21 protein-coding genes are annotated in these 25,736 nt (G+C 69.0%); 5 read left to right on the top strand and 16 right to left on the bottom strand.

Going from position 1 to position 25,736, the window contains the following annotated elements; all coding sequences use genetic code 11:
- Positions 1–6 precede the first annotated feature (6 nt).
- The 3 genes from ACZ5IQ_RS09010 to recO are packed head-to-tail and all read right to left on the bottom strand — an operon-like array spanning position 7 to position 2,094.
- On the bottom strand, positions 7–420 hold the full coding sequence (locus ACZ5IQ_RS09010; RefSeq protein ID WP_212812240.1) for a hypothetical protein: 414 nt from the start codon (positions 418–420) through the stop codon (positions 7–9).
- The gene (locus ACZ5IQ_RS09005) at positions 420–1,304 is read right to left on the bottom strand and encodes a decaprenyl diphosphate synthase (RefSeq protein WP_212812241.1); all 885 of its coding nucleotides are present in this window, start codon (positions 1,302–1,304) and stop codon (positions 420–422) included. Before ACZ5IQ_RS09005 ends, ACZ5IQ_RS09010 begins: the two co-directional genes overlap by 1 nt.
- Positions 1,249–2,094 (bottom strand): DNA repair protein RecO, encoded by an 846-nt coding sequence (gene recO, locus ACZ5IQ_RS09000; RefSeq protein ID WP_212812242.1) that lies wholly within the window; start codon positions 2,092–2,094, stop codon positions 1,249–1,251. Before recO ends, ACZ5IQ_RS09005 begins: the two co-directional genes overlap by 56 nt.
- 80 nt (positions 2,095–2,174) lie before the next feature.
- Here recO and ACZ5IQ_RS08995 point away from each other — a divergent pair, with 80 nt between their 5' ends.
- Positions 2,175–3,602 carry an amidase gene (locus ACZ5IQ_RS08995; RefSeq protein ID WP_464481143.1) on the top strand — a complete coding sequence of 476 codons (1,428 nt, stop codon included), beginning with the start codon at positions 2,175–2,177 and terminating at the stop codon, positions 3,600–3,602.
- Positions 3,603–3,753: 151 nt separating this feature from the next.
- Here the strand turns inward: ACZ5IQ_RS08995 and era are convergent, their stop codons facing one another.
- From era to ACZ5IQ_RS08970, 5 genes are all read right to left on the bottom strand, one after another.
- Entirely contained in the window at positions 3,754–4,668 is a 915-nt protein-coding gene (gene era / locus ACZ5IQ_RS08990; RefSeq protein ID WP_406801276.1) for a GTPase Era, read from the bottom strand.
- Positions 4,661–6,001 carry a hemolysin family protein gene (locus ACZ5IQ_RS08985; protein ID WP_212812245.1) on the bottom strand — a complete coding sequence of 447 codons (1,341 nt, stop codon included), beginning with the start codon at positions 5,999–6,001 and terminating at the stop codon, positions 4,661–4,663. Before ACZ5IQ_RS08985 ends, era begins: the two co-directional genes overlap by 8 nt.
- Entirely contained in the window at positions 5,998–6,534 is a 537-nt protein-coding gene (ybeY, locus tag ACZ5IQ_RS08980; protein WP_020102089.1) for an rRNA maturation RNase YbeY, read from the bottom strand. The genes ACZ5IQ_RS08985 and ybeY overlap by 4 nt, the downstream gene beginning before the upstream one ends.
- A gap of 4 nt (positions 6,535–6,538) precedes the next feature.
- Complete coding sequence (locus tag ACZ5IQ_RS08975; protein WP_064982702.1) at positions 6,539–7,600, bottom strand: PhoH family protein; 1,062 nt, start codon at positions 7,598–7,600, stop codon at positions 6,539–6,541.
- A gap of 150 nt (positions 7,601–7,750) precedes the next feature.
- Complete coding sequence (locus tag ACZ5IQ_RS08970) at positions 7,751–7,966, bottom strand: hypothetical protein (protein WP_029105369.1); 216 nt, start codon at positions 7,964–7,966, stop codon at positions 7,751–7,753.
- A 273-nt stretch (positions 7,967–8,239) separates the two neighbouring features.
- Between ACZ5IQ_RS08970 and ACZ5IQ_RS08965 the strand changes: the two genes are divergently transcribed.
- The 3 genes from ACZ5IQ_RS08965 to ACZ5IQ_RS08955 are packed head-to-tail and all read left to right on the top strand — an operon-like array spanning position 8,240 to position 10,828.
- Positions 8,240–9,889 carry an EspA/EspE family type VII secretion system effector gene (locus tag ACZ5IQ_RS08965; protein ID WP_406784136.1) on the top strand — a complete coding sequence of 550 codons (1,650 nt, stop codon included), beginning with the start codon at positions 8,240–8,242 and terminating at the stop codon, positions 9,887–9,889.
- Positions 9,890–9,919: 30 nt separating this feature from the next.
- Positions 9,920–10,234: an ESX-1 secretion-associated protein gene (locus tag ACZ5IQ_RS08960; protein ID WP_464481142.1), complete on the top strand. Its 315-nt coding sequence runs from the start codon at positions 9,920–9,922 to the stop codon at positions 10,232–10,234.
- A gap of 3 nt (positions 10,235–10,237) precedes the next feature.
- Positions 10,238–10,828 (top strand): hypothetical protein, encoded by a 591-nt coding sequence (locus ACZ5IQ_RS08955; RefSeq protein ID WP_212812248.1) that lies wholly within the window; start codon positions 10,238–10,240, stop codon positions 10,826–10,828.
- 75 nt (positions 10,829–10,903) lie between these two features.
- Here ACZ5IQ_RS08955 and ACZ5IQ_RS08950 read toward each other — a convergent pair whose 3' ends face one another.
- The 3 genes from ACZ5IQ_RS08950 to hrcA are packed head-to-tail and all read right to left on the bottom strand — an operon-like array spanning position 10,904 to position 13,899.
- Positions 10,904–11,659, bottom strand: coding sequence for a 16S rRNA (uracil(1498)-N(3))-methyltransferase (locus ACZ5IQ_RS08950; RefSeq protein ID WP_318985309.1), 756 nt, complete (start codon positions 11,657–11,659; stop codon positions 10,904–10,906).
- Between the two features lie 15 nt (positions 11,660–11,674).
- Positions 11,675–12,826 (bottom strand): molecular chaperone DnaJ, encoded by a 1,152-nt coding sequence (dnaJ, locus tag ACZ5IQ_RS08945; protein ID WP_212812250.1) that lies wholly within the window; start codon positions 12,824–12,826, stop codon positions 11,675–11,677.
- 41 nt (positions 12,827–12,867) lie between these two features.
- Complete coding sequence (gene hrcA, locus ACZ5IQ_RS08940; protein ID WP_212812251.1) at positions 12,868–13,899, bottom strand: heat-inducible transcriptional repressor HrcA; 1,032 nt, start codon at positions 13,897–13,899, stop codon at positions 12,868–12,870.
- Between the two features lie 190 nt (positions 13,900–14,089).
- On the opposite strand from hrcA, the gene ACZ5IQ_RS08935 reads away from it, so the two are divergent.
- Positions 14,090–14,419 carry a type II toxin-antitoxin system VapB family antitoxin gene (locus ACZ5IQ_RS08935; RefSeq protein WP_064860908.1) on the top strand — a complete coding sequence of 110 codons (330 nt, stop codon included), beginning with the start codon at positions 14,090–14,092 and terminating at the stop codon, positions 14,417–14,419.
- A 7-nt stretch (positions 14,420–14,426) separates the two neighbouring features.
- On the opposite strand, the gene ACZ5IQ_RS08930 is transcribed toward ACZ5IQ_RS08935, so the two are convergent.
- From ACZ5IQ_RS08930 to ACZ5IQ_RS08910, 5 genes are read right to left on the bottom strand one after another with little or no spacing between them, the layout of a single operon-like run.
- Positions 14,427–14,756 (bottom strand): hypothetical protein, encoded by a 330-nt coding sequence (locus ACZ5IQ_RS08930; protein WP_318985310.1) that lies wholly within the window; start codon positions 14,754–14,756, stop codon positions 14,427–14,429.
- Positions 14,757–14,804: 48 nt separating this feature from the next.
- Positions 14,805–15,017, bottom strand: coding sequence for an MbtH family protein (locus tag ACZ5IQ_RS08925; protein WP_318985311.1), 213 nt, complete (start codon positions 15,015–15,017; stop codon positions 14,805–14,807).
- Positions 14,995–16,287, bottom strand: a complete 1,293-nt coding sequence (mbtG, locus tag ACZ5IQ_RS08920) for an NADPH-dependent L-lysine N(6)-monooxygenase MbtG (protein WP_318985312.1) — start codon at positions 16,285–16,287, stop codon at positions 14,995–14,997. The genes ACZ5IQ_RS08925 and mbtG overlap by 23 nt, the downstream gene beginning before the upstream one ends.
- The gene (locus ACZ5IQ_RS08915) at positions 16,284–20,645 is read right to left on the bottom strand and encodes an amino acid adenylation domain-containing protein (protein WP_318985313.1); all 4,362 of its coding nucleotides are present in this window, start codon (positions 20,643–20,645) and stop codon (positions 16,284–16,286) included. The genes mbtG and ACZ5IQ_RS08915 overlap by 4 nt, the downstream gene beginning before the upstream one ends.
- The gene (locus tag ACZ5IQ_RS08910) at positions 20,642–25,735 is read right to left on the bottom strand and encodes a non-ribosomal peptide synthetase (RefSeq protein ID WP_318985314.1); all 5,094 of its coding nucleotides are present in this window, start codon (positions 25,733–25,735) and stop codon (positions 20,642–20,644) included. The genes ACZ5IQ_RS08915 and ACZ5IQ_RS08910 overlap by 4 nt, the downstream gene beginning before the upstream one ends.
- Position 25,736 lies beyond the last annotated feature (1 nt).

The following is a 25,736-nucleotide window of genomic DNA, read 5'->3' as shown; positions in this document are numbered from 1 at the left end:
CCGGCGTCACGACGTCAGGTCGGCCCGCACGTCGACGCCGGTGGACAGCACCAGCATGACGAGGGTGGACAAGGCGTCGTCGCTGAGTCCGGCGGCCGGGAAGTTGTAGCGCAGCATCACGTCGCCGACCTTCTTGGCGCCGTTGGACCGCGGATCACCGGCCCGCTCCACCAGCACCACCGAGCCGAGCATGGTGCGACCCGCGTGATCGGCCACGCGGTCCCGAACCTTGTTGTCCAGCTTGATATCCCATGCCAGTGGCTGCGTCAGTGAGACCAGGTCGAGTCCCTCGCCGATGTTCACCACGCGCAGTGACGCCACCGTCCCGTCGTGTGCGACGGTGAGGGCGCCGTCGGTCTCTTCGACGATGGTCACCGAATCCGCGAGCACGGCTGCCAACCGCTGCAACAAGTCCGCCATCAGGCCCTCCCGAACCGTCGGTTGCGGTTGACGTACTCCTCGCACGCCGCCCACAGGTCGCGGCGGTCGTAGTCCGGCCAGAGCTTGTCCTGGAAGACGTACTCGGCGTACGCCGCCTGCCACAGCATGAAGTTGCTGGCGCGCTGCTCGCCCGAGGTGCGGATGAACAGGTCGACGTCGGGGATGTCGGGGCGGTGCAGGTGCTTGGCGAACGACGCCTCGGAGATGCGGTTCGGGTTGATCTTGCCGGCCGCCGCCTGCTCGGCGAGTTCGCGCGCCGCTTCGACGATCTCGGTACGCCCGCCGTAGTTCACGCAGTAGTTGACGGTGATGACGTCGTTGCCGACGGTCATCTGCTCGGCGATGTCGAACTCCTTGATGACGCTGCTCCACATGCGCGGCCGCGACCCGACCCACCGCATGTTGACGCCCATCGCGTTGAGGTTCTCGCGGCGGCGGCGCACCACCTCGCGGTTGAAGCCCATCAGGAACCGCACCTCTTCGGTGCTGCGCTTCCAGTTCTCGGTGGAGAACGCGTACACCGACAGGTGTTTGATGCCCAGTTCGATGGCTCCGCAGGTGATGTCGATCAACACCGCCTCACCCATCTTGTGGCCCTCGGTGCGTCCGAGCCCGCGCTGGGTGGCCCACCGGCCGTTGCCGTCCATGACGACGGCGACGTGGTTGGGTACCTGGTCGGCGGGAATCTGCGGTGCGACGGCCTTGGACGGGTGCTGCGGCGGCCGTGCGAAGCGGCCGTTGGAGTTCGGTGGGAGCTCCGGAAAGACCACGGGCCAGGTCGAAACGTCCGGGAAGATCGGATAGTCGTCAGGCGCCTGAGGCAGCTGTGGATAGCTGGTCTTGCGCGCCCGGTTGAGTGCCATGGGCAATATCCTGCCTGAGTAGGGTCACGCGCTGCTCAATGAGTGCGGTATCGGGACGGTACGCACGCTCGACGAGGGGCAATGTCCGCAGCTGACGCTCCAGATGCCACTGCAGGTGCGCGGCCACCAGCCCGCTGGCCTGGCTGCGGTGCCCGGTCGGCGAGGCCTGCGCAAACTCCCAGTCGCCGTCGTGCAGCGCGGCCATCAGATCCAGCACACCCTGCGGCGGGGTGACCGATCCCGACGGCCGGCAGTGCACACACACGCTGCCGCCTGCCGCGACATGGAACGCCCGGTGCGGACCGGGTGCGGCGCAGCGCGCGCACTCGGTGATGGCCGGCGCCCAGCCGGCGATCCCCATGGCCCGCAGCAGATAGGCGTCGAGGACCAGTTCACGGGGCCGGCTGCCGTCGGCGACGGCCCGCAGTGCGCCGACGGTGAGCCGCTGCAGTGCCGGCATCGGGTTGCGTTCCTCACCGGCCAGCCGCTCGGCGGTCTCCAGGATGGCGCAGCCGCAGGTGTAGCGGCCGTAGTCGTTGACGATGTCGGCGGCGAACGCGTCGAGGGACACCACCTGGGTGACGATGTCGAGGTTGCGGCCGGGATGCAGCTGCACGTCGATGTGGGCGAACGGCTCCAGCCGCGAGCCGAACTTGCTGCGGGTCCGCCGCACGCCCTTGGCCACCGCGCGGACCAGCCCGTGTTCGCGGGTGAGCAGCGTGACGATCCGGTCGGCCTCGCCGAGCTTGTGCTGGCGCAGCACGACCGCTCGATCCCGGTACAACCGCATCGGGCGATTGTCCCATCACGGACCGACAACTTCCGTTAGGCAGCGCCGGGCAAGTGCGCACCACTATCCTCGGAACCGACATGGCCGAACGTTCCGCGCAGCCCCGATTCCCGACTCTGACCCAGCAGTTGTACCGCCTCGCGAGCGGCACGGTGACGTCACAGCAGATCGTGCGGCAGTCGCTGGATGCCATCGCGGCCAGTCAGCTCGAGCTGAACGCCTTCCGGGTGGTCTTCACCGAACAGGCGCTCGCCGACGCCGCCGAAGCAGACCGCAAACGTGCTGCCGGACAACATCTTCCGCTTCTCGGCGTACCCATCGCGATCAAGGACGACGTCGACGTCGCGGGCGTGCCCACCCGGTTCGGCACCGACGGCGACGTGCCCCCGGCCACCGCGGACGCCGAGGTGGTGCGCCGGCTGAAGGCGGCCGGCGCGGTGATCGTCGGCAAGACCAACACCTGCGAACTCGGCCAGTGGCCGTTCACCAGCGGGCCCGGTTTCGGGCACACCCGCAATCCCTGGTCGCGCGAGCACACCCCGGGCGGGTCGTCGGGCGGTAGCGCCGCGGCCGTCGCGGCCGGATTGGTCACCGCCGCAATCGGATCCGACGGTGCGGGCAGCGTCCGCATCCCCGCCGCATGGACCCATCTGGTCGGCATCAAGCCGCAGCGCGGACGCATCTCCACCTGGCCGCTGCCCGAGGCCTTCAACGGCATCACGGTCAACGGGGTGCTGGCCCGGACGGTCGCCGACGCGGCCCTGGTTCTCGACGCCGCCTCCGGCAACGTCGACGGTGATCTCCACAAACCGGCGCCCATCGCCGCGGCCGAGGCCGTCGGCCGGGCACCGGGTCCTTTGCGCGTCGCGTTGTCGACCAAGTTTCCGTTCACCCTGTTCCCCGCCCGGTTGCATCCGGAGATCCGGGCCGCGCTGAACACCGTTGCGGGACAACTCGAAGAACTCGGGCACACCGTCCGGCCGGACGATCCGGAGTACGGACTGCAGCTGTCCGTGGACTTCCTCGCCCGTTCCACGACGGGACTCGCCGAATGGCGCGACCGGGTGGGACCCGACGTGACCCTCGACCGCCGCACCCGGGCCAACATCCGGACGGGATGGCTGCTGTCGGAGCACGCGCTCCGCGAGGCACGGCGGCGTGAAGCCGCCCATCAGCGCCGCATCGGCTGGATTTTCAATCTCGTCGACGTCGTGCTGGCGCCGACCACCGCGCAGCCGCCACCGCTGATCGACGCCTTCGACCGGCTCGGCAGCACCGCCACCGACCGCGCCATCATCGCGGCGTGCCCGGTGTGCTGGCCGTGGAACGCGCTCGGCTGGCCGTCGATCAACGTCCCGGCCGGCTTCACCGCCGACGGGCTGCCCATCGGTGTGCAGCTGATGGGTCCCGAAGGCAGCGAGCCGCTGCTGATTTCCCTGGCCGCCAGTCTGGAGGCGATCAGCGGCTGGGCCACCAAGCAGCCCGACAACTGGTGGACTCAGCCCTAGGCCCTGGCCATTCATTTTCCGCGAGCGTGCGTGTCTGCCCGCGACACGCCGCGTGAACCGAGCACTATCGTCGCGCTCGCCAGCCGCGAGCGTGCGCGGACGGCGCACCACGACCCGCGTGTCGCGTACAGACACGGCCGCTCGCGCGAGATTAAAAGCCCAGCTTGCCAAGCTGTTTCGGGTCACGCTGCCAGTTCTTGGCGATCTTGACCCGCAGGTTCAGGTACACCTTGGTGCCGAGCAGCTTCTCGATCTGCGTCCGCGCCGCCGTCCCGACCTCACGCAAGCGGGAGCCGCCCTTGCCGATCACGATGCCCTTCTGGCTGTCGCGCTCGACGTAGATGATGGCGTGGATGTCGCACATCTCGCCCTGCTCGGGGGTGCGGCCTTCGCGCTCGGTGAACTCCTCGATGACCACCGCCAGGGAGTGCGGCAGTTCGTCGCGGACGCCTTCCAGCGCGGCTTCGCGGATGAGCTCGGCGATGAGCACTTCCTCGGGTTCGTCGGTCAGTTCGCCGTCCGGGTAGAACGCCGGACCCGGCGGCAACTTGCTGGCCAGCACGTCGATCAGGACGTCGACCTGTTCGCCGGCCACCGCGGACACCGGCACGATCTCGGCCTTGCCCTCGGTGAGCTCACTGACCGCCAGCAGCTGCGCGGCCACCTTGTCGCGCGGCACCTTGTCGGTCTTGGTGACGACCACCAGCAACGTGGTTCGCGGTGCGACAGCACGGATCTGCTGGTAGATCCAGCGGTCGCCGGGCCCGATGGCCTCGTCTGCCGGGATGCACAGACAGATGATGTCGACCTCGGAATAGGTGTCCTTGACCAGTTCGTTGAGCCGCTGGCCGAGCAGCGTGCGCGGCCGGTGCAGACCGGGCGTGTCCACCAGGATGATCTGGAAGTCCTCGCGGTGCACGATGCCGCGGATGGTGTGCCGCGTGGTCTGCGGGCGATTCGACGTGATCGCGACCTTGGTGCCGACGAGCGCGTTGGTCAGCGTCGACTTGCCGGTGTTCGGCCGGCCGACCAAACAGACGAAGCCGGAACGGAATTCGTCACTCATCGGGTTCTCCTTCTTCCACGTCATCAGTGCGTTCCGGCTCCACCGGCGTCACCAGGACGGTGCCGATCCGGACCCGGCCGCGATGGTCCCGGCCGCCCTCGGCCCGCAGCTGGAGGGTCGCCGGGTACTGCGATCGATGCGACGGGAACGACACCCGGACCTCGGCGCCCGGCAGCGGCACGCGCCCCAGTTCGTGCGCCAGGAGCCCGCCGACGGTGTCCACGTCGAGGTCGCCGTCGACCTCGAAGCCGCACAGTTCGGCCAGGTCCTCCAGCGGTAGCCGGGCCGACACCCGAAACCGGTTGTCGCCCAGTTCTTCTACCGGCAGCACCTCGTCGGTGTCGTATTCGTCGGCGATCTCACCGACGATCTCCTCGAGCACGTCCTCGATCGACACCAGGCCGGCGATCGCGCCGTACTCGTCGACCAGCAACGCCATGTGGTTGCGGGTGCGCTGCATCTCGTTGAGCAGCTCGTCGAGCGGTTTGGAGTCCGGCATGAACACCGCGGGACGCATCACCGCGGCCACCTTGGTCTCGCGGCCGCCGTTGGTGGAGTTGTAGGTCTGCTCCACAAGGTCTTTGAGATAGACGACGCCGACGACGTCGTCGACGTTCTCCCCGATCACCGGGATGCGGGAGTGTCCGCTGCGGACCGCCAGCGAGGTCGCCTGCCCGGCCGACTTGTCGCTCTCGATCCACACCATCTCGGTGCGGGGCACCATGACCTCGCGTGCCGGGGTGTCACCGAGTTCGAAGACGGACTTGATCATTCGCCGCTCTTCGGCGGCCACGACACCCCGCTGCTGCGCGAGGTCGACGACCTCGAGCAGTTCGATTTCCGAGGCGAAGGGTCCGTTGCGGAAACCGCGGCCCGGCGTCAGGGCGTTACCGATGAGCACCAGCAGCCGGCTGATCGGGGTCAGCAGCACCGCGATCACCTGCAGCGGAAGCGCCGACAGCAGCGAGATGGAATAGGCGTTCTGCCGCCCCACGGTGCGGGGGCCGACACCGATGGCGACGAAGCTGACGACAACCATGATGGCCGCGGCGGACACCAGGGCCCACCCGCGCGTCATCAGCTCGTCGAGGTAGTCGACCAGCAGGACGGTCGCCGAAGCCTCGCAGACAACCCGCAGCAGCACAACGAGATTGACGTACTGCGGCCGGTTCCGGACGATCTTGGCCAGCCGCACCGCACCGGGCCGCTCATCACGGATCAGCTCGTCGACCCGCGCGATCGAGACGGTGTTGATGGCGGCATCGATCGCCGCGAACACCCCGCCGATCACGACGAGCACTATGGCGCCGATCAACGGCGTCAACCCGGTCACGGTTCGTCGAAGTACCGCGACTTGTCCAGCAGCCGGCGGTCTTTCTCGGTCTGCCGATCCTTGTGGTAGGCGTGCACCTGGTCGGCGACCCACTCCTCGAGCAGCTGACGCTGCAGGTCGAACATTTCTTTTTCCTCGTCCGGCTCGGCGTGGTCGTAGCCCAGCAGGTGCAGCACGCCGTGCACGGTCAACAGCGCCAGCTCGTGACCCAGTGAATGTCCGGCGGCCTCAGCCTGATTCGCGGCGAACTCGGGACACAGCACGATGTCCCCGAGCATCGACGGCCCGGGCTCGGGCGCATCCGGCCGGCCGCCGGGCTCGAGCTCGTCCATCGGGAAGCTCATCACGTCGGTGGGGCCCGGCAGGTCCATCCAGCGCATGTGGAGATCGGCCATGGCCGACTGGTCCACCAGGACCATCGAGAGTTCAGCGGCGGGGTTGACGTCCATCTTGGAGATGACGAACCGCGCCACGCTGATCAGCTCGTCTTCGGATACGTCGATTCCCGACTCGTTGGAAACCTCGACCGTCACTGCGTCACCGCCTCGTCCGGCCGGTGGCTCGACGGTGCGCGCGGTTGGCCAGACCGTGCTCGCTCACTTTGGCTTCCGCCGCTTCGTATGCGTCGACGATCTCCGAAACCAGCTTGTGGCGCACCACGTCTGCACTCGTGAGCTCAGCGATGTGGATGTCGTCGATACCGTCCAGGACCTCGATGGCCGACCGCAGACCCGACTTCGATCCGCCGGGCAGGTCGACCTGTGTGACGTCACCGGTGACGACGATCTTCGAACCGAAACCCAAGCGGGTCAGGAACATCTTCATCTGTTCGGCGGTCGTGTTCTGCGCCTCGTCGAGGATGATGAAGGCGTCGTTCAACGTACGGCCGCGCATGTATGCCAGCGGCGCGACCTCGATCACCCCGGCTGCCATCAGCTTCGGGATCATCTCGGCGTCCATCATGTCGTGCAGCGCGTCGTACAGCGGCCGCAGATACGGGTCGATCTTCTCGTTGAGCGTGCCCGGCAGGAAGCCGAGGCGCTCCCCCGCTTCGACGGCGGGACGCGTCAGGATGATCCGGCTGACCTGTTTGGTCTGTAAAGCGCTGACGGCCTTGGCCATTGCCAGATAGGTCTTGCCTGTACCGGCGGGGCCGATGCCGAAGACGATGGTGTGGGCATCGATGGCGTCGACGTAGCGCTTCTGGTTGAGCGTCTTGGGCCGGATGGTCTTGCCACGCCGCGACAGGATGTCGAGCGTCAGCACCTGTGCCGGCGACTCGGCGTCGGCGCCGTCGAGCATGCCGACGCTGCGGCGCACGACGTCCGGGGTCAGTGTCTGCCCGCCGGCGGCAATCGTGATGAGCTCACTGACCACGCGCTCGGCCTTCGCCACGTCGGCGGGCGAGCCCGATATCGAGAGCGAATTGCCGCGGACGTGGATGTCGGCCGCCAGCAGGTTCTCGAGAGCTCGCAGATTCTCGTCGGCCGAGCCGAGCAGGCCCACGACAAGATCAGGCGGAACAGTGATGCTGCTTCGAACCGACGGGTCGAGCTCCGAGGAGCGCGACGCGGCGGCGTTCGTATCGCGGGGCGTCACGTGGTTTTCGATGCCTGCTTTCTGGTGTCGAGCTGAGGAGCACATTCTACCGCCGGGCCGAAGGCACGCCCAACGAGTTGGCTGGTCACGCAAGCCGCGGGCGGCACCTTTCGGTACCGCCCGCGGGTTGCGTAGTAGTTGGGTCGCCGATTACCGGCTCTGGTGGACGTTGGTGTCGACCTTGGGCGACTTGGCGCCCTGGTGCACGTCGTCCAGCCAGTTCAGGTGATCAACTCCCGTCGGCACCACAGTTGCCTGCACCCCTGTCGGGGCCGGTCCGGTGGCGGCTACGGCGGGAACGGCGAACCCCATGGCACCGGCGGCCAATGCACCGGCGATAACTGCTGCAATTCCGAAATTCTTCATGGAGTGTTCCCTTCGCGTCTTCTGTCCGTCTTTGTCCCCTGGCGGCCCGAGCCGCTGTGACATCCATGTAAACAGGCAGGTCAAAGGATTAATTCCGCTGGCAGGAAATTAGTGTTTACTGGCAGGAATTGCTGTAACCCAGGCCACAGGAATGGCCCGAAAGGCCACGTCGCGGAGTTCGGAATTAGCGCATTGGAGGGGCGCCGGCCGCTGTTACGCTCGATTCACCGGCGAGGGTCCGCCGGGGCGATGAGGAATCGGGGAGGGTTCTGCATGGGTAGGGGTCGCGGTCATCACGGCGGTTCGCACAATTCGCCGAGCAACCGCCATCCGCGCCACGACGACGAGCCCACCGTCCGCATCCCCCGGCCGAACCACAACGACCGCAACGACCACAACCCGCGGCGCCACGACGATCACGACGGCAACTCGCACCAGCGTGACCACGACGGCGGTGACAGCCCGAGCCTCGGCGAGAAGATCAACGACATCCTCGACAAGGCCAACGACGTCCTGGACACCGCCTCGGACATCGCCGACAACGTCAAGAAGCTGATGGAAGGCGATCCGATGGGCGCCGTCGGGCTGATCAGCGATGCCGGCGACATCGCCAAGATGCTGATGCCCGCGGCCGCCGGCACGCCCATCATCGAGGGCGGCTTGTGGGCCCTGGATCTCGCGGGGCTCGGTTTCGGCATCGGCGATCCGGACACCGGCGAATCGTTCTCCGACGGTGCCGAGCTCTTCCAGGCCGCCGGCGACGGACTCAGCAGCGCCTATCCGACCGTCTGGCAGGGCACCTCCTCCACGGCCTACTCCAACCGGAACGCCGAACAGATCGGCAGCGCCGAACAGCTGCTGCAGGCCGACAATCTCGTCGTACAAATCCTGAGCGCCGAAGCCGAGCAGGTCGACGCGGGCCGCCAGCAGATGGACAACATCGCCACCTGCCTGGGCGCGATGATCCCCGTCTGCCTCGCCCTGGAGGCGACGGTCATCGGCGCTCCCGAGTCGCTCGCGCTGCAGGCCGCATCCGTCGCCGTCGCCGCCGCGGCTTCGGCCGTGACGATGAACAACATGATGGCTCAGTCATCGAGCAACGCAGCGCAATTGAGCCAGGCGACGAGCATGTACCAGAGCGCCTCGCACGCTCCGCCGCTGAGCACCATGCCGCCCCCGGCCAAAAAGCCGGGCGACGGACCGGATTTCGGCAATGCCGACCCCAACGCGCCGGGCAATCCCAACCAGCCCGGGCGGCCGGGGACGGGCACGCCGTCCGGTCCGCCCACGGGCAACCCGCCCGCCACCGGCAGCCCGACGGGCACCGGTGGCGGCGGTGGCGGTTCGGGCAGTGGCGGCGGCTCGGGCTCCGGCGGCGGTTCGGGCGCCGGTGGCGGCGGCACCCCGAGCATGCCGAAGATGCCCGAGGTACCCGAGATGCCTTCCGCCCCAGCGGCATCGGGTGCCGGCACCGGCGCCGGGTCCGGTATGGGCGGTATGCCGTCGCTGCCGCAGATGGGCGGCGGTGGCTCCGGCAGCGGAGGCGGCGGTCTCCTCGGCACCCTCGCCGGCCTGGCCGGCCAGGCGGCACAGACCGCGACGCAGGCGGCCCAGGCCGCCCAGCAGGGCAAGCAGGATCCGAACGCACAGGACCCCAACGCGCTCGGCGAAGACAAAGACGGCGACGGCAAGCCGGACGATCCGGCCGCCGACCCCAATGCCCAACCCGCGGAAGCGAATCCGCCGGGCGCGGCAGCCGGGACGGAGTCGCGCGCGGGACGGGCGCCCATCCAGGTGTCGTTCGACGACGGCGCGCACCACGTCGAGGTGGCCGTCGATCCCGACACCGCCAAAGGCCCCGTGCACGTGAGCCTGGACCCGTCGAATCCCACTGCGCCCCCGCGCATCACGACCGAAACCTAGTTTTTCCGGCTTTCCCGAAAGGAGCAACACATGGGCGGCAAGCTCACCGTGGAGACCTCAGAGTTGCAGGCGCTCTCCACCAAACAGACCGATGCGGCCGCGACGTTCAGCGCCGCCGGCAACACCACGTCCTACGTCGAGGTCAAGGTGCTCGCGACCCACGGGCCGCTGTGCATGTCGACACAGTCGGCACTGAGTGCTGCGAACAACGCGCGCAAGGCCGCCTGCGAGCAGATGATGAACAAGTCGCGCAACCTGGCCTCGAACCTGAAAAAGGCCGCGGCGCAATACGACCAGACGGATGCGCAGGAAGGTTCCAACCTCGGCAAGCAGATGCAGATCTGATCGATGTCAGACCATTCTTGGGACGACCACGACGACGACGAGCATCTCGCCGAACCCGAGAGCTCGCTCGACTACTTCACCACCGACGGCACTGACGACCCGGACCCGGGCGATTCGGGTCTCGACCACCTGGTGACGTCGGATCACGAGACGTACGACGACGAGACGGCGGGCTCCTATGCGGACGCCATCGCGCCGAATGTCCGTGGCGCGGTGGACGACGCCGACGACGAAACGTCGGACGACGACGCACCCCGGGTGGTGGTGTTCGCGGTCTCCGATCCCGCCGGAAACGTCACGGCCGAGGCGTCCATCGCCGGGTCGATCCAGCGGATCAAGCTGGCGCCCAAGGCGGCCTCGATGCCCGAGGCCGAACTCGCCCGCAGCATCCTGGCGACCGCGAAGCTCGCGAACATGAAGGGCCGTGCGGTGCAACGGGCACTCATCGAAGGCGTCCTCGCGGCCGAAGGGCTCGACGAAGAGCGCGTCGAGACCATCATCGAGATGAACGCGCCCGACCTGCCGACACCGCGACAGGCCGACGACGCGGTCGCCGAGGCAGAGGCGGCATACCTGCGCGGTGAGCATCGCTAGCCGGCCGGCGACACCTGCCCGAACATGGTTGGGCGGCTGAGAGGTTCGGCTGCCCTTGACCGGCCGCGCTGAGTTCTAGACCTGCCAGCGCGGCGTCAGCACACCCAGCGCACCCAAGGCAACCGCGGCCGCAGTCGACGTGCGCAACACCGACGGCCCCAGCCGAACGGCAACGGCGCCGGCGCCCACCAACGCCGCCACCTCGCCGTCGGTGATGCCGCCTTCCGGACCCACGATCAGCGTCACCGCCTCGGTGGCTGCCGAAACCACCTCGCGCAGGGGAACTTCCGCGGATTCGTGCAACACGAGCGTGACGTGACCCGTCCCGTCGCTTCCCTCGCCGATCGACGCGACCAGCTCAGCCGTCGACACCGGGCCACTGACCGAAGGTACGTACGGGCGACGGGACTGCCGCGCCGCCGACCGGGCCACCGCACTCCAGCGCCGTAAACCCTTCTCCACCTTGGCCGTACCGTCCCAGCGCGCGACGCAGCGCTCGGACTGCCACGCGACGAACGCGTCGGCACCGGCCTCGGTGGCCAATTCGATGGCCAGCTCGGAGCGTTCGGACTTGGGCAGGGCCTGCACCACCGTCACCGCCGGCACCGCGGCCGGGACGTCGGTGATCGACAGCACCCGTGCTGTCAACCGGCCCTTCACGGCGTCTTCGATGACGCAGTGCGCCAGCGCCCCGGCACCGTCGGACAGGTCGAGTTCCTCGCCCGGACGGATGCGTCGCACCGTCGCCGCGTGGAAGCCCTCGTCGCCGTCGACGACGGCGAGACCGCCGACCTCCGGTACCGCGTCGACGTAGAACAGCGCCCGGCTCACCAATAGCCCCGAAGGCTAACGGCCACTGAAGGTTTCGCGCAGGCGGCTGAACAGGCCGCCCCCGCCGCCGGCGACGGCCTGCGTCGAGCGCACCTCGGTGACGTCGCGGGACCGCTGCTCCTTGAACTTGCGCAGCAGTTCGAGGTCACGGTTGTCGAGCCGCGTCGGCACCACGACGTCGATGTGCGCGTGCAGGTTGCCGCGGACCCCGGACCGCAGGTGCGGCATACCGTGGCCGCGCAGCGTGGTGATCGAACCGGGCTGGGTACCCGGCGCGATGGTGATCTCGGTGGGCCCATCGAGGATGGCGTCGACGGTGACGGTGGTGCCCAGCGCGGCGTCGACCATCGGCACCGAGACGGTGCAGTGCAGGTCGTCGCCGTCGCGCAGGAACAGTTCATGAGGCTGCTCGTGGACCTCGACGTACAGGTCGCCGGCGGGGCCACCGCCCGGGCCGACCTCGCCCTGCGCCGCCAGGCGCACCCGCATGCCCTCACCGACGCCGGCCGGAATCTTCACGCTGACGTCGCGCCGTGCGCGCACCCGGCCGTCGCCGCCGCAGCGGTGACACGGGTCGGGGATGACCTCGCCGACACCACCGCACACCGGGCAGGGCCGCGATGTCATGACGTTCCCGAGCAGCGAGCGCTGGACCGTCTGGACCTCACCCTGGCCGTGGCAGGTATCACAGCGGGCGGGCTGCGAATTGCCGTGCGTGCCCTTGCCCTGGCACAGGTCGCACAGCACCGCGGTGTCGACGGTGACCTGCTTGGTGACGCCCGTCGCGCACTCCTCGAGGTTCAGCCGCAGGCGCAGCAGCGAGTCCGAGCCCGGGCGCACCCGGCCGATCGGACCGCGCGCGGACGCGCCGCCACCGAAGAAGGCCTCGAACACGTCGCCGAGGCCTCCGAAACCGGCGAAGCCACCGGCACCGCCGCCACCGCCGCCGCTCTCCATGGGATCACCGCCGAGGTCGACGATGCGCCGCTTCTCCGGGTCGCTGAGGACCTCGTACGCGGTGCTGATCTCGGCGAACCGCTGCTGTGCACCCTCGTCGGGATTGACGTCGGGGTGCAGCTCCCGGGCCAGCCTGCGGTAGGCCTTCTTGATCTCCGAGTCGCTGGCGCCCTTGCTCACGCCGAGCAGGCCGTAGTAATCGCGTGCCACGCCTAAGAACCTTGCCTAATCTCTCGAACTGCTGGGCACCCTCACCGGGTGCCCAGTACCTCGCCTATGTACCGGGCGACAGCCGCGACGTTGGCGATGGTGCCCGGATAGTCCATCCGGGTGGGGCCCACCACGCCCATGCCGCCGTAAACCTTGCCCAAACTGCCGTAGGCGGTGCTCACGACGGACGTCCCAGCCATCTGCTCGGCCTCGGTTTCGTGGCCGATGCGTACCGTGACTTTACCTGCCTCCTGTTGGGCGGCCAGCAACCGCAGGACCACGACCTGCTCCTCCAGCGCCTCCAGCACCGACCGCAGGGACCCGCCGAAATCGGCGGTGTTGCGCGTCAGGTTGGCGGTGCCGCCGAGCAACAGCCGCTCCTCCTGGTGCTCGACCAGCGTCTCGACCAAGACCGTCGCCGCGCGGCCCACCGCGTCGCCCAGGCCGCCGTGACCGTCCATCTGCGATGCCAGGTCGGCCACCGCGACCGACGCGGCCGACAACAGCTTGCCTTCCAGGGCCGCGCCGAGCCGCTCCCGCAGCTGCGACAGCTCGTGCTCACCGATGGCGTCGCCGAGCTCGACGACGCGCTGGTCGACGCGTCCGGTATCGGTGATGACCACCAGCAACAGCCGGGCCGGGGTGAGCGCCACGACCTCGAGGTGGCGCACCGTGGAGCGCGACAGGGTGGGGTACTGCACGATGGCGACCTGCCGGGTGAGCTGCGCGAGCAGGCGCACCGCGCGGCGCAACACGTCGTCCAGGTCGACGCCGGATTCGAGGAAACTCAGGATGGCCCGGCGCTCGCTGGACGACAGCGGCTTGACGTCGTCGATCCGGTCGACGAACTCGCGATAGCCCTTCTCGGTGGGCACCCGGCCCGAGCTGGTGTGTGGCTGCGTGATGTAGCCCTCCGCCTCCAGCACAGCCATGTCGTTGCGCACCGTGGCGCTCGAAACGCCGAGGTTGTGGCGCTCGACAAGCGTCTTGGAGCCGATGGGCTCCTTCGTGGAGACGAAGTCGGCAACGATGGCACGCAGCACTTCAAAGCGACGGTCGTCGGCACTACCCATTCGTCACCTCCAGTTTCACCGCCATTTTACGGTGACGATGGATTCGGGCGGTCGACAGACGTCATTCGGCAGCATCTGGTGGTCGGATGCCTCGGCAAACGCCGAGTCGACCCGCTAGGGTCACCTGTATGCCGACGCTGTCACCGCGGACCCGCTCGGCTCACGGGGAGCTTTGCAGAGTGATCTACTCATGATTTTCAAAGGGGTACGCGACGGAAAGCCCTACCCGGAGCATGGGCTGAGCTACCGCGAATGGGCCCAGATTCCGCCGCGCCAGTTGCGTCTCGACGAAATCGTCACCACGACGACGGTGCTCGCCCTGGACCGGCTGCTGTCCGAGGATTCGACGTTCTACGGCGATCTGTTCCCGCATGCCGTGCGCTGGCAGGGCACCATTTACCTGGAGGACGGCCTGCACCGTGCGGTGCGGTCGGCGTTGCGGAACCGGGTGGTGCTGCACGCCCGGGTGTACGACATGGATGTGCCGCTGTCGCAGCAGCTTTCGCCGGCCGGCGAATGAGCGTGCGCTAGCGCAGGTACGTGCCGACCAGCACTACGAGCACCAGCGCGACGAGCCCGATGCCCAGGCACATCAGCGCTGTGACGACGCGGCTGCGGGCGTCGCCACCCAGCCGGTAGGTGCCACGGAACAACGTGGCCATCGCGATGCTCGCGGCGTGCCAGCCCGCGGAGTTGCCATTGCTCTTCGGCTCGGGCGGTTGCTGTGGGACGTATGGCTGCTGGGGGTACGGGTCGCCGGCCGGCGGATATCCGTACCCATGCCTGGCGGGATGGCCTTGCGGATACGACCCCGCCGGCGGTTGTTGCTGCGGATACCGCGGATCCGGATACGTCATTGCTGCACTCCCCCTGGTCAGCTCTGGCTTCCGCGACTTTACCCCGGCTCAGCCGGCCAGGGTCTCCCGCAGCGTCTTCGGCCGGATGTCGGTCCAGGTCTCTTCGACGTAGGCCAGGCAGTCGGCGCGCGTGCTCTCACCGAACACGACCCGCCAGCCGGCGGGCACGTCGGCGAACACCGGCCACAGGCTGTGCTGCTCTTCGTCGTTGATCAGGACGTAGAACGCGCCGCTGTCGTCATCGAACGGATTGCTGCTCATCGCTTCTCCTCACGGATGGTGTGGCATATTCGGCCCCCAGCACGCGGTCGCTGAGCAGACCGAGGCAGCTGAGGTTGGGGAATCCGGGGCCCTGCGTGAGCCAGGACAGACTGGGCAGGAACAACTTCGGTGTGACGCCGCTGACGGCGAGGTCGTAGCCGATGGACCGCTGCAGGGAGTCGGCCGACAGCGGCGCACCGATACCGAGCTCCAGCACGTCCAACGCGTCCTGGCTCAACAGCGGCGCGAACCACATCGAATCGGCGCCGGAACCGTCGATCACCAGATCGAAGCCGTGCACCGTCTCCAGGCAGCCGGAGTCGCGTTCGGTCTGCAGGGTCAACCGGATCCGGTCTTCGCGGGGCACGGCATGGGCGACGCGGCCGCGCAGGTGCCGGATGCGGTCGTCGGCCAGCAGTGAGTCCTGGACGCGGGCGGAGAACACGCCACGGTCGGTGCGGGCCATGGCATCTCGGCGCTCGGAGATGCTGAGCCCGGCCCAGCCCGTGGGGTCGGAGAACAGGGTGTTCTCGAAGTAGCCCTCGCCGCGGGTGAACAGCGTGACGCCCGGGGAGATCACCGTGATGGTCGAAACCCGGTGCGAAAACAGCTCATCGAGCATGGTGGCGGCGGTTTCGCCACCACCGATGACGGCGACCCGCTCGGCATTGATGCGCTCGTCCTGGGCGACGCGGTGCCAGAACTGAGCGATCGACAGCACCCGCGGATGCCCCGGCAGGATGGACCGCTCGGCCTGTCCCGGACCGGTGATCATCACGCCATCGGCGCGCACCTGCTGATCGCGGCAGTGCAGCACCCACTGGTCGCCGTCGACCGACAGCTGCGTGACCTCACCCGTGACCACCTGCATGGCAACGCTTTCCGCGACCCACGCCAGGTACTGGCTCCAGCGCCGGTGGGTGGGTGCGGGCCGGCCGCGGTCGATCCACTCGGCGAACTGTCCCGTCGAGATCAGGTACGACTGCCAGCTGTGCCGCATCATGCGTTCGTCGAGCTCGACGTTGCGGCGCGGCACGAGCGCCGACCGGTACGGGAAGCCGACGTCCTTTTCCGGGCCGGTGCCCAGCCGGTGCCGGCCGTCGGTCCAGCCGCCTGCGGCCTGCCAGTTGGCGCCGACGCCCAGGCGCTCCACCGCGATGACGTCGGGCGCGTCCACGCCCATGGCCCGCAGCTCGGCGGCCTTGGCGGCCACGGCGACCGCCTTGGCGCCGGCGCCGATGACGGCCAGGGTATTTCGGGTGTCGGTCATTTCATCACTTCCCTGAGCTGCGATTCCCACAGCTGTTGCAATTCGGCAATGTCGTCTGCGCTGAAAATGTCTGGCACCGTGCGCCATTGGACACCGAGCGCCGCGGTGCCGTCATGGTCGATGATTCCCGCCAGGAGGGTCAGGTCGTGGTGCACCGCGTAGTTCGGTTCGGGCACCGGTGACGCACCGGCCAGGAGCGCACCGTCGAGCTGCAGTGCGGCCCCACTCGCCCCGAGGTGTACCCGGCCCAGGTAGTTCAGCAGCACTTGTGGTTCGGGGTAGGCCGCCAACCGCTCCGCGGTGTCCGCGCGCAGATACCGCAGCAGCCCGAAGTCGATGCCGTGGCCGGGGACCGCGGCGATCTCGGCGCTGACCTGTTGTGGCGCTTCGGAACTGATGCGCACCGGGTAGATGGCGCTGAACAGTCCGACGGTGTCGCCGGTGTCTACCTCGTCACCGGCGACCACGGTGTCCGCGCGGCCATGGGTCTCCAGCGCCACCAGCGGCGCCGGGGTGTCCTGGCCGCGACGCTGCCGCCACCGGGTGATGGTGCGCGCGGTCGCCGCGGCCAGCAGATCGGTGACCGGTTGGCCGGCGCCCAGTACGCGCGCCGTCAGGTCGGTGTCGAGGATCGACATGGCGACCACCACGTCTGCGGCACAGTCGGTCTCGGGCTGCACGCGGCGACGGCCGAGCGCGGGATCCGGGCCGGCGACCTGTGCCTCCCAGAAGTCCACGGTGTCGAGGTGCTGCGCCCGTTCGGCGACCAGCCGTGACCAGGCCCGGTAGCTGGTGTGCTCGCGGATGACTGCGGGCCGGGCACCGGAGGCCAGCGCGTGCCAGCCATTCTCCAACTCGCCGAGCACGATTCGCCAGGATGCCGGGTCGACAGCCAGCACGTGAGCACTGAGGACCAGCACCTTGCCGCTGGACTTGGTGTTCAGCAGCACCGCCTGCAGCAGGCGCCCCTGCTCGGGATCGAGTCGTTCGACCGCGAGATCGGTCTGCTCGGCCACCGCGGCCACGACGTCACCGTCGACGGTGACCTCGGACAGGACGTCGTCCACCGGATGGTCGACCAGGGTCATGGTGGCCCGGTCCAAGCGGCTGCGCAGGGCGGGGTGCGCGGCAATGACGCTGTGCAGCAACGTGGTCAGGTGCTCGGCGGTGATGGCATCCGGTAGCCGCACCGCCTGGGTCTGGGCCAGGCGGCGGCCGTCGCCGTACTGATACAGCCAATGCACGTTGGGCAGCACGGGTACCGGGCCCGCCTCCTCGACCGCCGTGGCGGCCAATTCGTTCTCGGCGTCCAGTTCGTCGGCCAGTTCGCGAATGCTGCTGCAGTCCAGCATCATCCGCGCGCGCAGCGCCAGGCCGCGGCGGCGCGCGGCCTGGACCACCGACAGCGCGACGATGCTGTCGAGCCCCAGATCCAGGAAATCGGCGGTGACGTCGAGTCCGGCCGGGTCGGCCACCTCCAGCACGTCGGCGAACAACTCGGCCACGGCCAGTTCGGTCGCGGTGGCCGGCGCTGCCGCCTGCCCGGTGCCGGCGGCGGCATCGATCGCGGCCAATGCCGCGTCGTCCACTTTGCCGTTGACCGTCAGCGGAATCTCGTCCACGGCGATGATGTGGTGCGGCACCAGGTATCTGGGCAGCCGGGACGCCAGCATGCGCCGCAACTCGGTGGCCCCTGCCGCCCCGGCGACGTACGCGACCAGCCGCGGCCCGCTGCCGTGCCGCCGGACGGTGACGTGCGCCTGCCGCACACCCGGGTGCGCGTGCAGGACCGCGGCGACCTCACCGGGTTCCACCCGGAACCCGCGAATCTTCACCTGATCGTCCGACCGCCCCTGGAATTGCAGGCCACCGGTGCCGGGATCGCGGCGCACCACGTCGCCGGTGCGGTACATCCGCGCGCCGGCGACGAACGGGTCGGCGACGAATCGCGCGGCGGTCTCGGCGGCGCGGCCCAGATAGCCGCGCGTGAGCTGTCCACCGGCCAGGTAGAGCTCACCGGTGACACCGTCCGGCACCGGGCGCAGCCAGGCGTCGAGGACGTAGGCGCGCGTCGCAGTGGTCGGGTGCCCGATCGAGGGGGTGTCGTGCTCGGTGAATGCGGCCACGACGGCTTCGACCGTGGTTTCGGTTGGGCCGTAACAGTTGTAGGCCGACATGCCGGTGCGGTCGCACTCGTTGCGGATGGCCGCCCACGCGTTCGGGTCGACGGCTTCACCGCCCAGCGCCAGCGCGGTCAGCGGCACCGTCGTCAGGAGGCCTTCGGCCTGCAGCTGCGTGAACATCGACGGTGTCGTGTCGATCAGGTCGACGCCGTACTGCCCGATGGTCGCCACCAGTGCCTCGGCATCACGCTGCACCTCGTCGCCGACGATGTGCAGACCGTGGCCGTCCAGCAGCGCGGCCAGCGGCTGCCAGGCCGCGTCGAACGTGAACGACCAGGCGTGCGCAACCCGAAGTGGCCGACCGGCTTTCGCCACCGCGGGCCGCAGCACCCGGGCGGCATGGTCTGCAGCATAGGCCAGCACCGCGTCATGGGTACCGATGACGCCCTTGGGCTTGCCGGTGGTACCCGACGTGAACACGATGTAGGCGCCCTGTCCGGGATGTGTTGGCAGCGGCGTGAATTCACCGGCCGGGTGGTTGCCCGCGGCCGCCAGCAGGGCGTCGTCCACGACCACCGACGCATTGGTCTGGCCGAGGATCTCCTCGATCCGGTCGGCGGGCATCGACGGATCCAGCGGCACGATCAACCCACCGGCCTTGAGCACGCCGAGCATCGCCACCACGTAGTCGGGTCCCCGGCGCAGCAGCACCGGCACCGGCGTCTCGGTCTCGACGCCGCGGCGCCGCAGTTCGGTGGCGACGCGGTCGGACGCCTCGTCGAGACCGCGGAAGGTCAGCGCGCCGCCGTCATAGCTCAGTGCCACCGAACCCGGCTTGCTGCGCGCGGTAGTGGTGAACTTCTCGTGGATGCCACCGGTTTCGGTGCTGGCGGGATGTGCTGCCACGGTGGGCGCGTTGAGATGGATACCGACGTCGCGCAACGGTCGGTCCCAGCCGTCGACGAGGCGCTGCATCACCGCGAGCACCTGCCGGCCGAGGCTCTCCGGTGGCACGAGTCCGGTGGCACCGTCTTTCGTCTCGACCAGGATGGTCAGTTCGCCTTCCGTCAGGTGCGCCGCGACGGTGACCGGGAAATGCGCCAGGCTCTGCAGAGCCCGGGGCCGGAATGTGGCTCCGCGGACGTCGAATTCGCCACCGCCGACGAGGCCGCCCGGCGGGAAGTTCTCATAGACCAGGAGGCTGTCGAACAGTTCGCCCACACCGCCGAGCGAGCGCAGCTCGGTGTGCGACAGGTAGCTGTGCTCGCGCAGCTCGGCGGCGTCCCGCTGCAGGGCCAGGCACTGCTCGCCGACGCGGCGCAGCGGGTCCAGGCGAACTCGCAGCGGCACGGTGTTGATGAAGAGACCGACCATGGTCTCGACGCCGGCGAGCTCGCCCGGCCGGCCCGAGACCGTGACGCCGAAGACAACGTCGCGGCGGTCGGTGAGCACCGACAGGATTGCCGCCCAGGCCATCTGGGTGAGGGTGTTGAGTGTGACACCGCGGGCCCGCACGGCCTCGACCAGACGGTGCGTCTCGTCGCGGGGTGCCTTGATCTCGGTGGTGTGCGGCAGGTCGTCGCCGAGTTCACCGGAGCCGAGGGCCGGAGCCAGCATCGTGGGGCCGTCGAGCCCGGCCAGGTGCTGCCGCCACAGCCCGCGGCTGGTCTCCGGGTCACGGGCCGCGAGCCAGCCGATGTAGTCGCGGTACGGGCGTGGCGCGGCAGGCAGCACGGAGATGTCGCCGCCGGCGGCATACAGCGCGAGCAGTTCACCGACGAACAACGGCAGCGACCACCCGTCGATGACGATGTGGTGCGCGACGACCGCGAAACGCCAACGCTGCTGCGGCATTTCGATGAGCAGGAACCGGATCGCCGGGCCGCGCTCCAGGCTGAAGGGCCGGCGCCGTTCCTGCGCTTCGAGGTCGTCGGCGGCATCGGGCGACGCTGCGGTCAGCTGCCGCCACGGCAGGTCGACCGCACTCGGGATCACCTGCACCGTGCGGGCTCCGGCCTGCACGAAGCTGGCCCGCAGGTTGGGGTGACGCACCAGCAGTGCGGCCGCGCAGTCCCGTAGCAGCGCCGCATCCACGTCGCCGTCGATGTCGGCGGACATCGCGATCAGATACGGGTCGTCCGCCTGATCGAGTTGCGCCATCGAGTACAGCCCCTGCTGCAGCGGGCTGAGCGCCAGGACGTCCTCGATGACCGGCGCCGGCTGCACCGTTGTCACTGCGGCTCCTGCGGTGCGTTCCACGATGACGCGAACGATGCGGTCAGCTCGGCGAGTTCGTCGGCCGACAGGCCCGAGACCGTCATCGGCGCGTGTTCGCGGTCCTCACCTGGTGCCCCTTGGGTTTCCGCCGACGACCGGGCGTCGATCGCCGCGGCCAGCTCGTGCACCGTCGGGTACTCGAAGACCATGCGGGCCGTCAGCTTCATGCCCGCGTCGCGGCCCCGCGCCGCCAGCTGGACCGCCTTGATGCTGTCGCCGCCGAGGCTGAAATAGTCGTCGCCCCGGCCGATCTCGCCTTCGGCGTCGAGCACCTCGGTCAGCAGGGTGATGAGGGCGCGTTCGGTGTCGGTACGCGCGGGCTCTGCCACCGCCGACCCGGTGCGCACGGCGCGCAACTGGACGGCCTCGATGCGCTCGAGCCGTCCGTCGGCCAGCCACCTGCCGCGTTCGCCGGTGGGTGCCGAATCCTGGTAGATGTCGCCCACCACGCCGACGCCCACGGGCTGCTGCCACTCATCGAGCACCTGCATGCCGTCTTTGCCTCGGACGGCTTCGTCGACCCGCAGGTCCCGCAGCCGCTGATCGGCGTTCTCGGCGATGCCCGTGATCACCCGGACCAACCGGTCGGCGAGCCGCTGCGCGGTCTCCGCCGTGTACAGATCGGTGCGGTAGATCAGGTGGCCACGGTAACTGTCCTGGGTGGCAAAGAAATTCACCGACAGGTCCGCGTGCGCCACGTCGAACGTCGGCTCGAGTGCGGTGAACGTGGTGTCGCCGTCGGCCCGGGAATCGATGACGTGATCGGTGGGCAGGTCCTCGCGTACGTGTACGACGACACCGAACAGCGGGTTGCGTGACAGCGACCGCGCCGGGCTCACCGCGTCGACGACGTGATCGAACGGCAGGTCCTGGTGCGCGTAGGCGGCCAGTGCGGTGTCTCGGGACCGGACCAGAATCTCGCGCAGCGTCGGATCCCCGCTCAGGTCGTTGCGCAGGACCAGGATGTTGATGAAGAAGCCGACCAGTGCGTCGAGTTCGGCCTCGGTACGCCCGGCCACCGGGGTGCCGAGCGGAATGTCCAGCCCCTCACCCGATTTCGCGAGCGCCACCGCCACCGCGGACTGCAGCAGCATGAAGTCGGTGATACCGAGTTCGCGGGTCAGCGCGGTCAGCTTGGTCCGCACCTCGGGGTCGACGACGAACGGCACCGACGCACCCTCGCCCGAGAGCACCGGCGGCCGCGTGAAGTCGGGACGCAGACCCGGGTCGGCGGGCGGTTCGGCCAGCTGGCTGCGCCAGTAGTCCCGTTGCGCGGCAAGTGTTCCCGACTCGTCGGCCAGCAGGGTGGCCTGCCAGGCCGCGTAATCCGAGTACTGCACCGGCAGCGGCGCGAACTCGGGTGCCCGCTGTTCGAGGCGCGCCCGGTAGGCGGTGACCAGGTCGGTGAACAGCACGCCGGCCGACCAGTGGTCGGCGGCGATGTGGTGCACCATGATCGACAACACGTGCTGCCCGGGGATGGACAGCACCGCAGCCCGGATCGGCCACTGTGCTTCCAGGTCGAACACGTAGCGACGTTCCGCGTCGAGTTCGGCCTGCAGCCACTCCTCGTCGGCGCCGCGCGCGCGGCGCACCGGCAGCGGCGCCGGGTCGTTCACGACCTGGTATGGCACGCCGTCGATTTCGGTGTACGTGGTGCGCAGCACCTCGTGCCGCTCGACCAGGTCACCGAGCGCCGCGACGAAGGCGTCGACGTCGCATGGTCCGGTGATCCGGGCCGCGAACGGGATGTTGTTGACCGGTCCAGGACCGTCGATGCGGTACTGGAACCATTGGCGCAGCTGCGATGCCGACATCTGGCGCGGGCCGGTGTGCTCGATGGCGAGCAGCGGCGGCCGGTTGCGCGGCGCGCCCGTGTCGACCCGCGCGGCGATCTCGGCCACGGTGCCCAACTCGAACACCTCACGCACCCCGATGTCGGCGTTGCACCGCGCCCGGATCGCCGCGACCAGCTTGGTGGCCAGCAGCGAGTGTCCGCCGAGTTCGAAGAAGGAGTCGTCGGCACCGACCTGCTCGACGCCGAGCAGGTCGGCGAACAGCTCGGCAACCTTCCACTCGGTGTCGGTCGTCAGTTCCCGGAATGCGGTGCGGGACTGGATGTCCGGATCAGGCAGCGCGCGGCGGTCGATCTTGCCGTGCGCGGTGATCGGGATTTCGTCGAGCACGACGTACCCGGCCGGCACCATGTACTCGGGCAGTGCTGCCGCCACCCGCGCCTTGATCCGTGGCACGTCGACCGAATCCAGGTCACCGCGCTCGGCCGGGGTGAGATAGCCGACGAGGCTCTTGCCCAGCCCGGGAAGATCGCTCGCCACGACGACCGCCTGGCCGACGCTGGGATCCACCGCGATGGCGGCGGCGATCTCACCGAGTTCGATGCGGAAGCCGCGGATCTTGACCTGCTCGTCGGCGCGGCCGACGAACTCGATGTCACCGTCGGCATTGAGCCGGGCCAGGTCGCCGGACCGGTACAGCCGACCACCCGGGGTGAACGGATCGGCGACGAAACGCTCGGCGGTCAGGCCGGGGCGCTGGTGGTAACCATGCGCGACATGGGTTCCGCCGATGTAGATCTCGCCGATGACGCCGACCGGGACGGGGCGCAACGCGTCGTCCAGCAGGTGCATCTGCGTGTTGATCTTCGGCTTGCCGATCGGCACGATGCGCGTGCCCTGCTTGCCCTCGACGCGGTACCGGCTGGCGTTGATGACCGTCTCGGTCGGCCCGTAGAAGTTGTGCAGCAGCGCGTCGAACGTGGCGTGGAACTTGTCGGCCACCTCGCCCGGCAGCGCTTCGCCGCCGATCGGCACGCGCTTGAGGCTGCGCCATTCGTTGACGCCGGGCAGGGACAGGAACAGCCCCAGCAGCGAGGGCACGAAGTGCATCGAGGTGATGCCTTCGGTGCGCAGCAGTTCGGTCAGGTACCCGATGTCGTTGAGGCCGCCCGGGCGCGGAATGACCAGGCGCGCACCGCAGGCCAGCATGCCGAACACCTCGGCGATGGACACGTCGAAGCTCGGCGAGGCCACCTGCAGCAGGCGTTCGTCGGCGTCGATCTGGTACTCGTCGACGAACCACACGAAGTACTCGGCGACCGGACGGTGCGGCACCGGCACGCCCTTGGGCAGCCCTGTCGAACCCGACGTGTAGATCAGGTAGGCGGTGTTGGCCGCCGTGAGCGGCCGAATCCGATCGGCATCGGTCGGGTTGTCGTCCCGCAGGCCGTCGAGGTCGGTGATCGGCTGACGGATGACCAGTTTCGGGTCACCGTCGCTCAGGATGAACGACAGCCGGTCCTCGGGATAGGTCGGGTCTACCGGCAGGTACACACCGCCGGCCTTGACGATGGCCAGCGCCGTGATCACCAGCTCGGGCGACTTCTCCAGCAGCACCGCGACGCGGTCCTCGGTACCGATGCCCTGCCCGATCAGCCAGTGTGCCAACCGGTTCGCCTCGGCGTTGAGCTCGCGGTAGGTGTAGTACCGGCCCTCGTACGCGACGGCGACCGCGTCCGGGGTGCGTTCGGCCTGGGCTTCGATCAGCGCGGCCAGCGTCGTGTCCGGGGTGCTGAACTGCTCGCCGGTGGCCATCCGGCGCAGCCAGTCGGCGTCGTGCTCGTCCATCAGGTCCAGCTCGGCGAGGGCCCGGCCCGGGTCGGCCAGCGCGGATTCCAGCAGCACCACGTAGTGCCGCAGCATCTGGTCGGCCAGTGTGGCGTCGAGGATCTCGGTCAGGTACTCCGCCTCGACGATTGCCCCGGCGTCGTCGAATTCCACCATGAAACCCAGCGGCAACTGGGTCTGGTGACCCCGGTACTCGGCCCGGCGGCAGGTGATTCCGGAGGGGCAGAAGCCCCGGCCGTCGGCCTCGCGGGCGCCGAAGGAGACCCGGGCCAACCGCTCCACACCGTGGCGGCGGTCCGGGTTCAGCTCGCGCACTACGCGATCGAGGTTGATCTGCTGATGGGCGAAGGCCCCGTGGGTGGTGTCCTTGGCATGGCTGACGAACTCCCCGAAGCTCTGCCGGGCGTCGGGGCGCAGCCGCAGCGCCACGGTGTTGCCGTAGTACCCCAGCGCCTCCTCGGTGCCACCGCTGCGGTTGAGGACCGGCGTGGCGACCAGGACGTCGTCGGCGTGGGTGTAGCGGTGCAGCAAGGTCCCGAACGCCGCCAGCAGCACGGTGTAGGGGGTGGAGCCGGTCTGGCGCGCCAGCTCGGAAATCCGGGCCACGGTGTCGGCGTCGATGCGCCGGATGACCCGCTGCGAGCGGTGACCGGTCGGCACGAGGGAGCCGTGCGCACCCGGAAGTTCCAGGGGCTCAGGTGGATCGGCGAGCACCGAACGCCAGTACTCGAGTTCCTCGGTGTGGTCGTCGGCGGGCACCGCGGCCGGAATCACCTCGGCCAGCTGCTCGCCCTCGTACGCGCGCGTGAGATCGGCGAAGAAGACCTGCCACGAGGCGTCGTCCCAGGCGATGTGGTGTGCGGTGAGCAGCATGACGTGCTCGTCGGTCCCCGTACGGATCAGGCTGATCCGCAAGGGTGATTCGGTGTCGAGCTGGAACGGCGTGCCGAACTCCCGCTGTGCCAGCACTTCGAGCCGCAGGGCGCGCGACGATTCGGAGAGGTCGCTGAGGTCGTGTGTGCTCCAGCCGGGCGCCAGTTCGTCGTGGACCGTCAGCCCGGGTTCGCCCGTCGCATCGGCCCGGTACGTGGTGCGCAGGACCGGGTGGCGGCGGGCCACCGCGTTCACCGCGTCCCGCAGACGCTCGTGGTCCAGCGCACCGGTGATCGCAAAGGACACACAGACATTGAGCAGTGCGCCGGCAGGGTCGGCGGTCTGCACGAACCACATCCGGCGCTGGCCGTCGGACAGCACCGGCACGACGGGGGCGCCATCGCTCGACTGCGTGCCGTTCTGGGACTGCAGGCCGCGCTCGGCCAGCTTGCGCCGCAACAGCTCCAGGCGCGCGTCGTCTGCCCCGTTTGCTCCTCGCGTGCGCAGTGCCCCGATGTCGGTCTCGGTCACG

The organism is Mycobacterium toneyamaense (assembly GCF_055384815.1).
This window is presented reverse-complemented; position numbering and strand designations above follow the sequence as displayed.

Excerpts from the sequence above, each read along its gene's own strand:
- hrcA (WP_212812251.1), bottom strand. The coding sequence starts at position 13,899 with ATGGGTAGTGCCGACGACCGTCGCTTTGAAGTGCTGCGTGCCATCGTT.
- ACZ5IQ_RS08965 (WP_406784136.1), top strand. The coding sequence starts at position 8,240 with ATGGGTAGGGGTCGCGGTCATCACGGCGGTTCGCACAATTCGCCGAGC.
- era (WP_406801276.1), bottom strand. The coding sequence starts at position 4,668 with ATGAGTGACGAATTCCGTTCCGGCTTCGTCTGTTTGGTCGGCCGGCCG.
- ACZ5IQ_RS08960 (WP_464481142.1), top strand. The coding sequence starts at position 9,920 with ATGGGCGGCAAGCTCACCGTGGAGACCTCAGAGTTGCAGGCGCTCTCC.
- ACZ5IQ_RS08995 (WP_464481143.1), top strand. The coding sequence starts at position 2,175 with ATGGCCGAACGTTCCGCGCAGCCCCGATTCCCGACTCTGACCCAGCAG.
- ACZ5IQ_RS09010 (WP_212812240.1), bottom strand. The coding sequence starts at position 420 with ATGGCGGACTTGTTGCAGCGGTTGGCAGCCGTGCTCGCGGATTCGGTG.
- recO (WP_212812242.1), bottom strand. The coding sequence starts at position 2,094 with ATGCGGTTGTACCGGGATCGAGCGGTCGTGCTGCGCCAGCACAAGCTC.
- ACZ5IQ_RS08930 (WP_318985310.1), bottom strand. The coding sequence starts at position 14,756 with ATGACGTATCCGGATCCGCGGTATCCGCAGCAACAACCGCCGGCGGGG.
- ACZ5IQ_RS08955 (WP_212812248.1), top strand. The coding sequence starts at position 10,238 with ATGTCAGACCATTCTTGGGACGACCACGACGACGACGAGCATCTCGCC.
- ACZ5IQ_RS08935 (WP_064860908.1), top strand. The coding sequence starts at position 14,090 with ATGATTTTCAAAGGGGTACGCGACGGAAAGCCCTACCCGGAGCATGGG.
- mbtG (WP_318985312.1), bottom strand. The coding sequence starts at position 16,287 with ATGACCGACACCCGAAATACCCTGGCCGTCATCGGCGCCGGCGCCAAG.
- ACZ5IQ_RS09005 (WP_212812241.1), bottom strand. The coding sequence starts at position 1,304 with ATGGCACTCAACCGGGCGCGCAAGACCAGCTATCCACAGCTGCCTCAG.
- ACZ5IQ_RS08925 (WP_318985311.1), bottom strand. The coding sequence starts at position 15,017 with ATGAGCAGCAATCCGTTCGATGACGACAGCGGCGCGTTCTACGTCCTG.
- ACZ5IQ_RS08970 (WP_029105369.1), bottom strand. The coding sequence starts at position 7,966 with ATGAAGAATTTCGGAATTGCAGCAGTTATCGCCGGTGCATTGGCCGCC.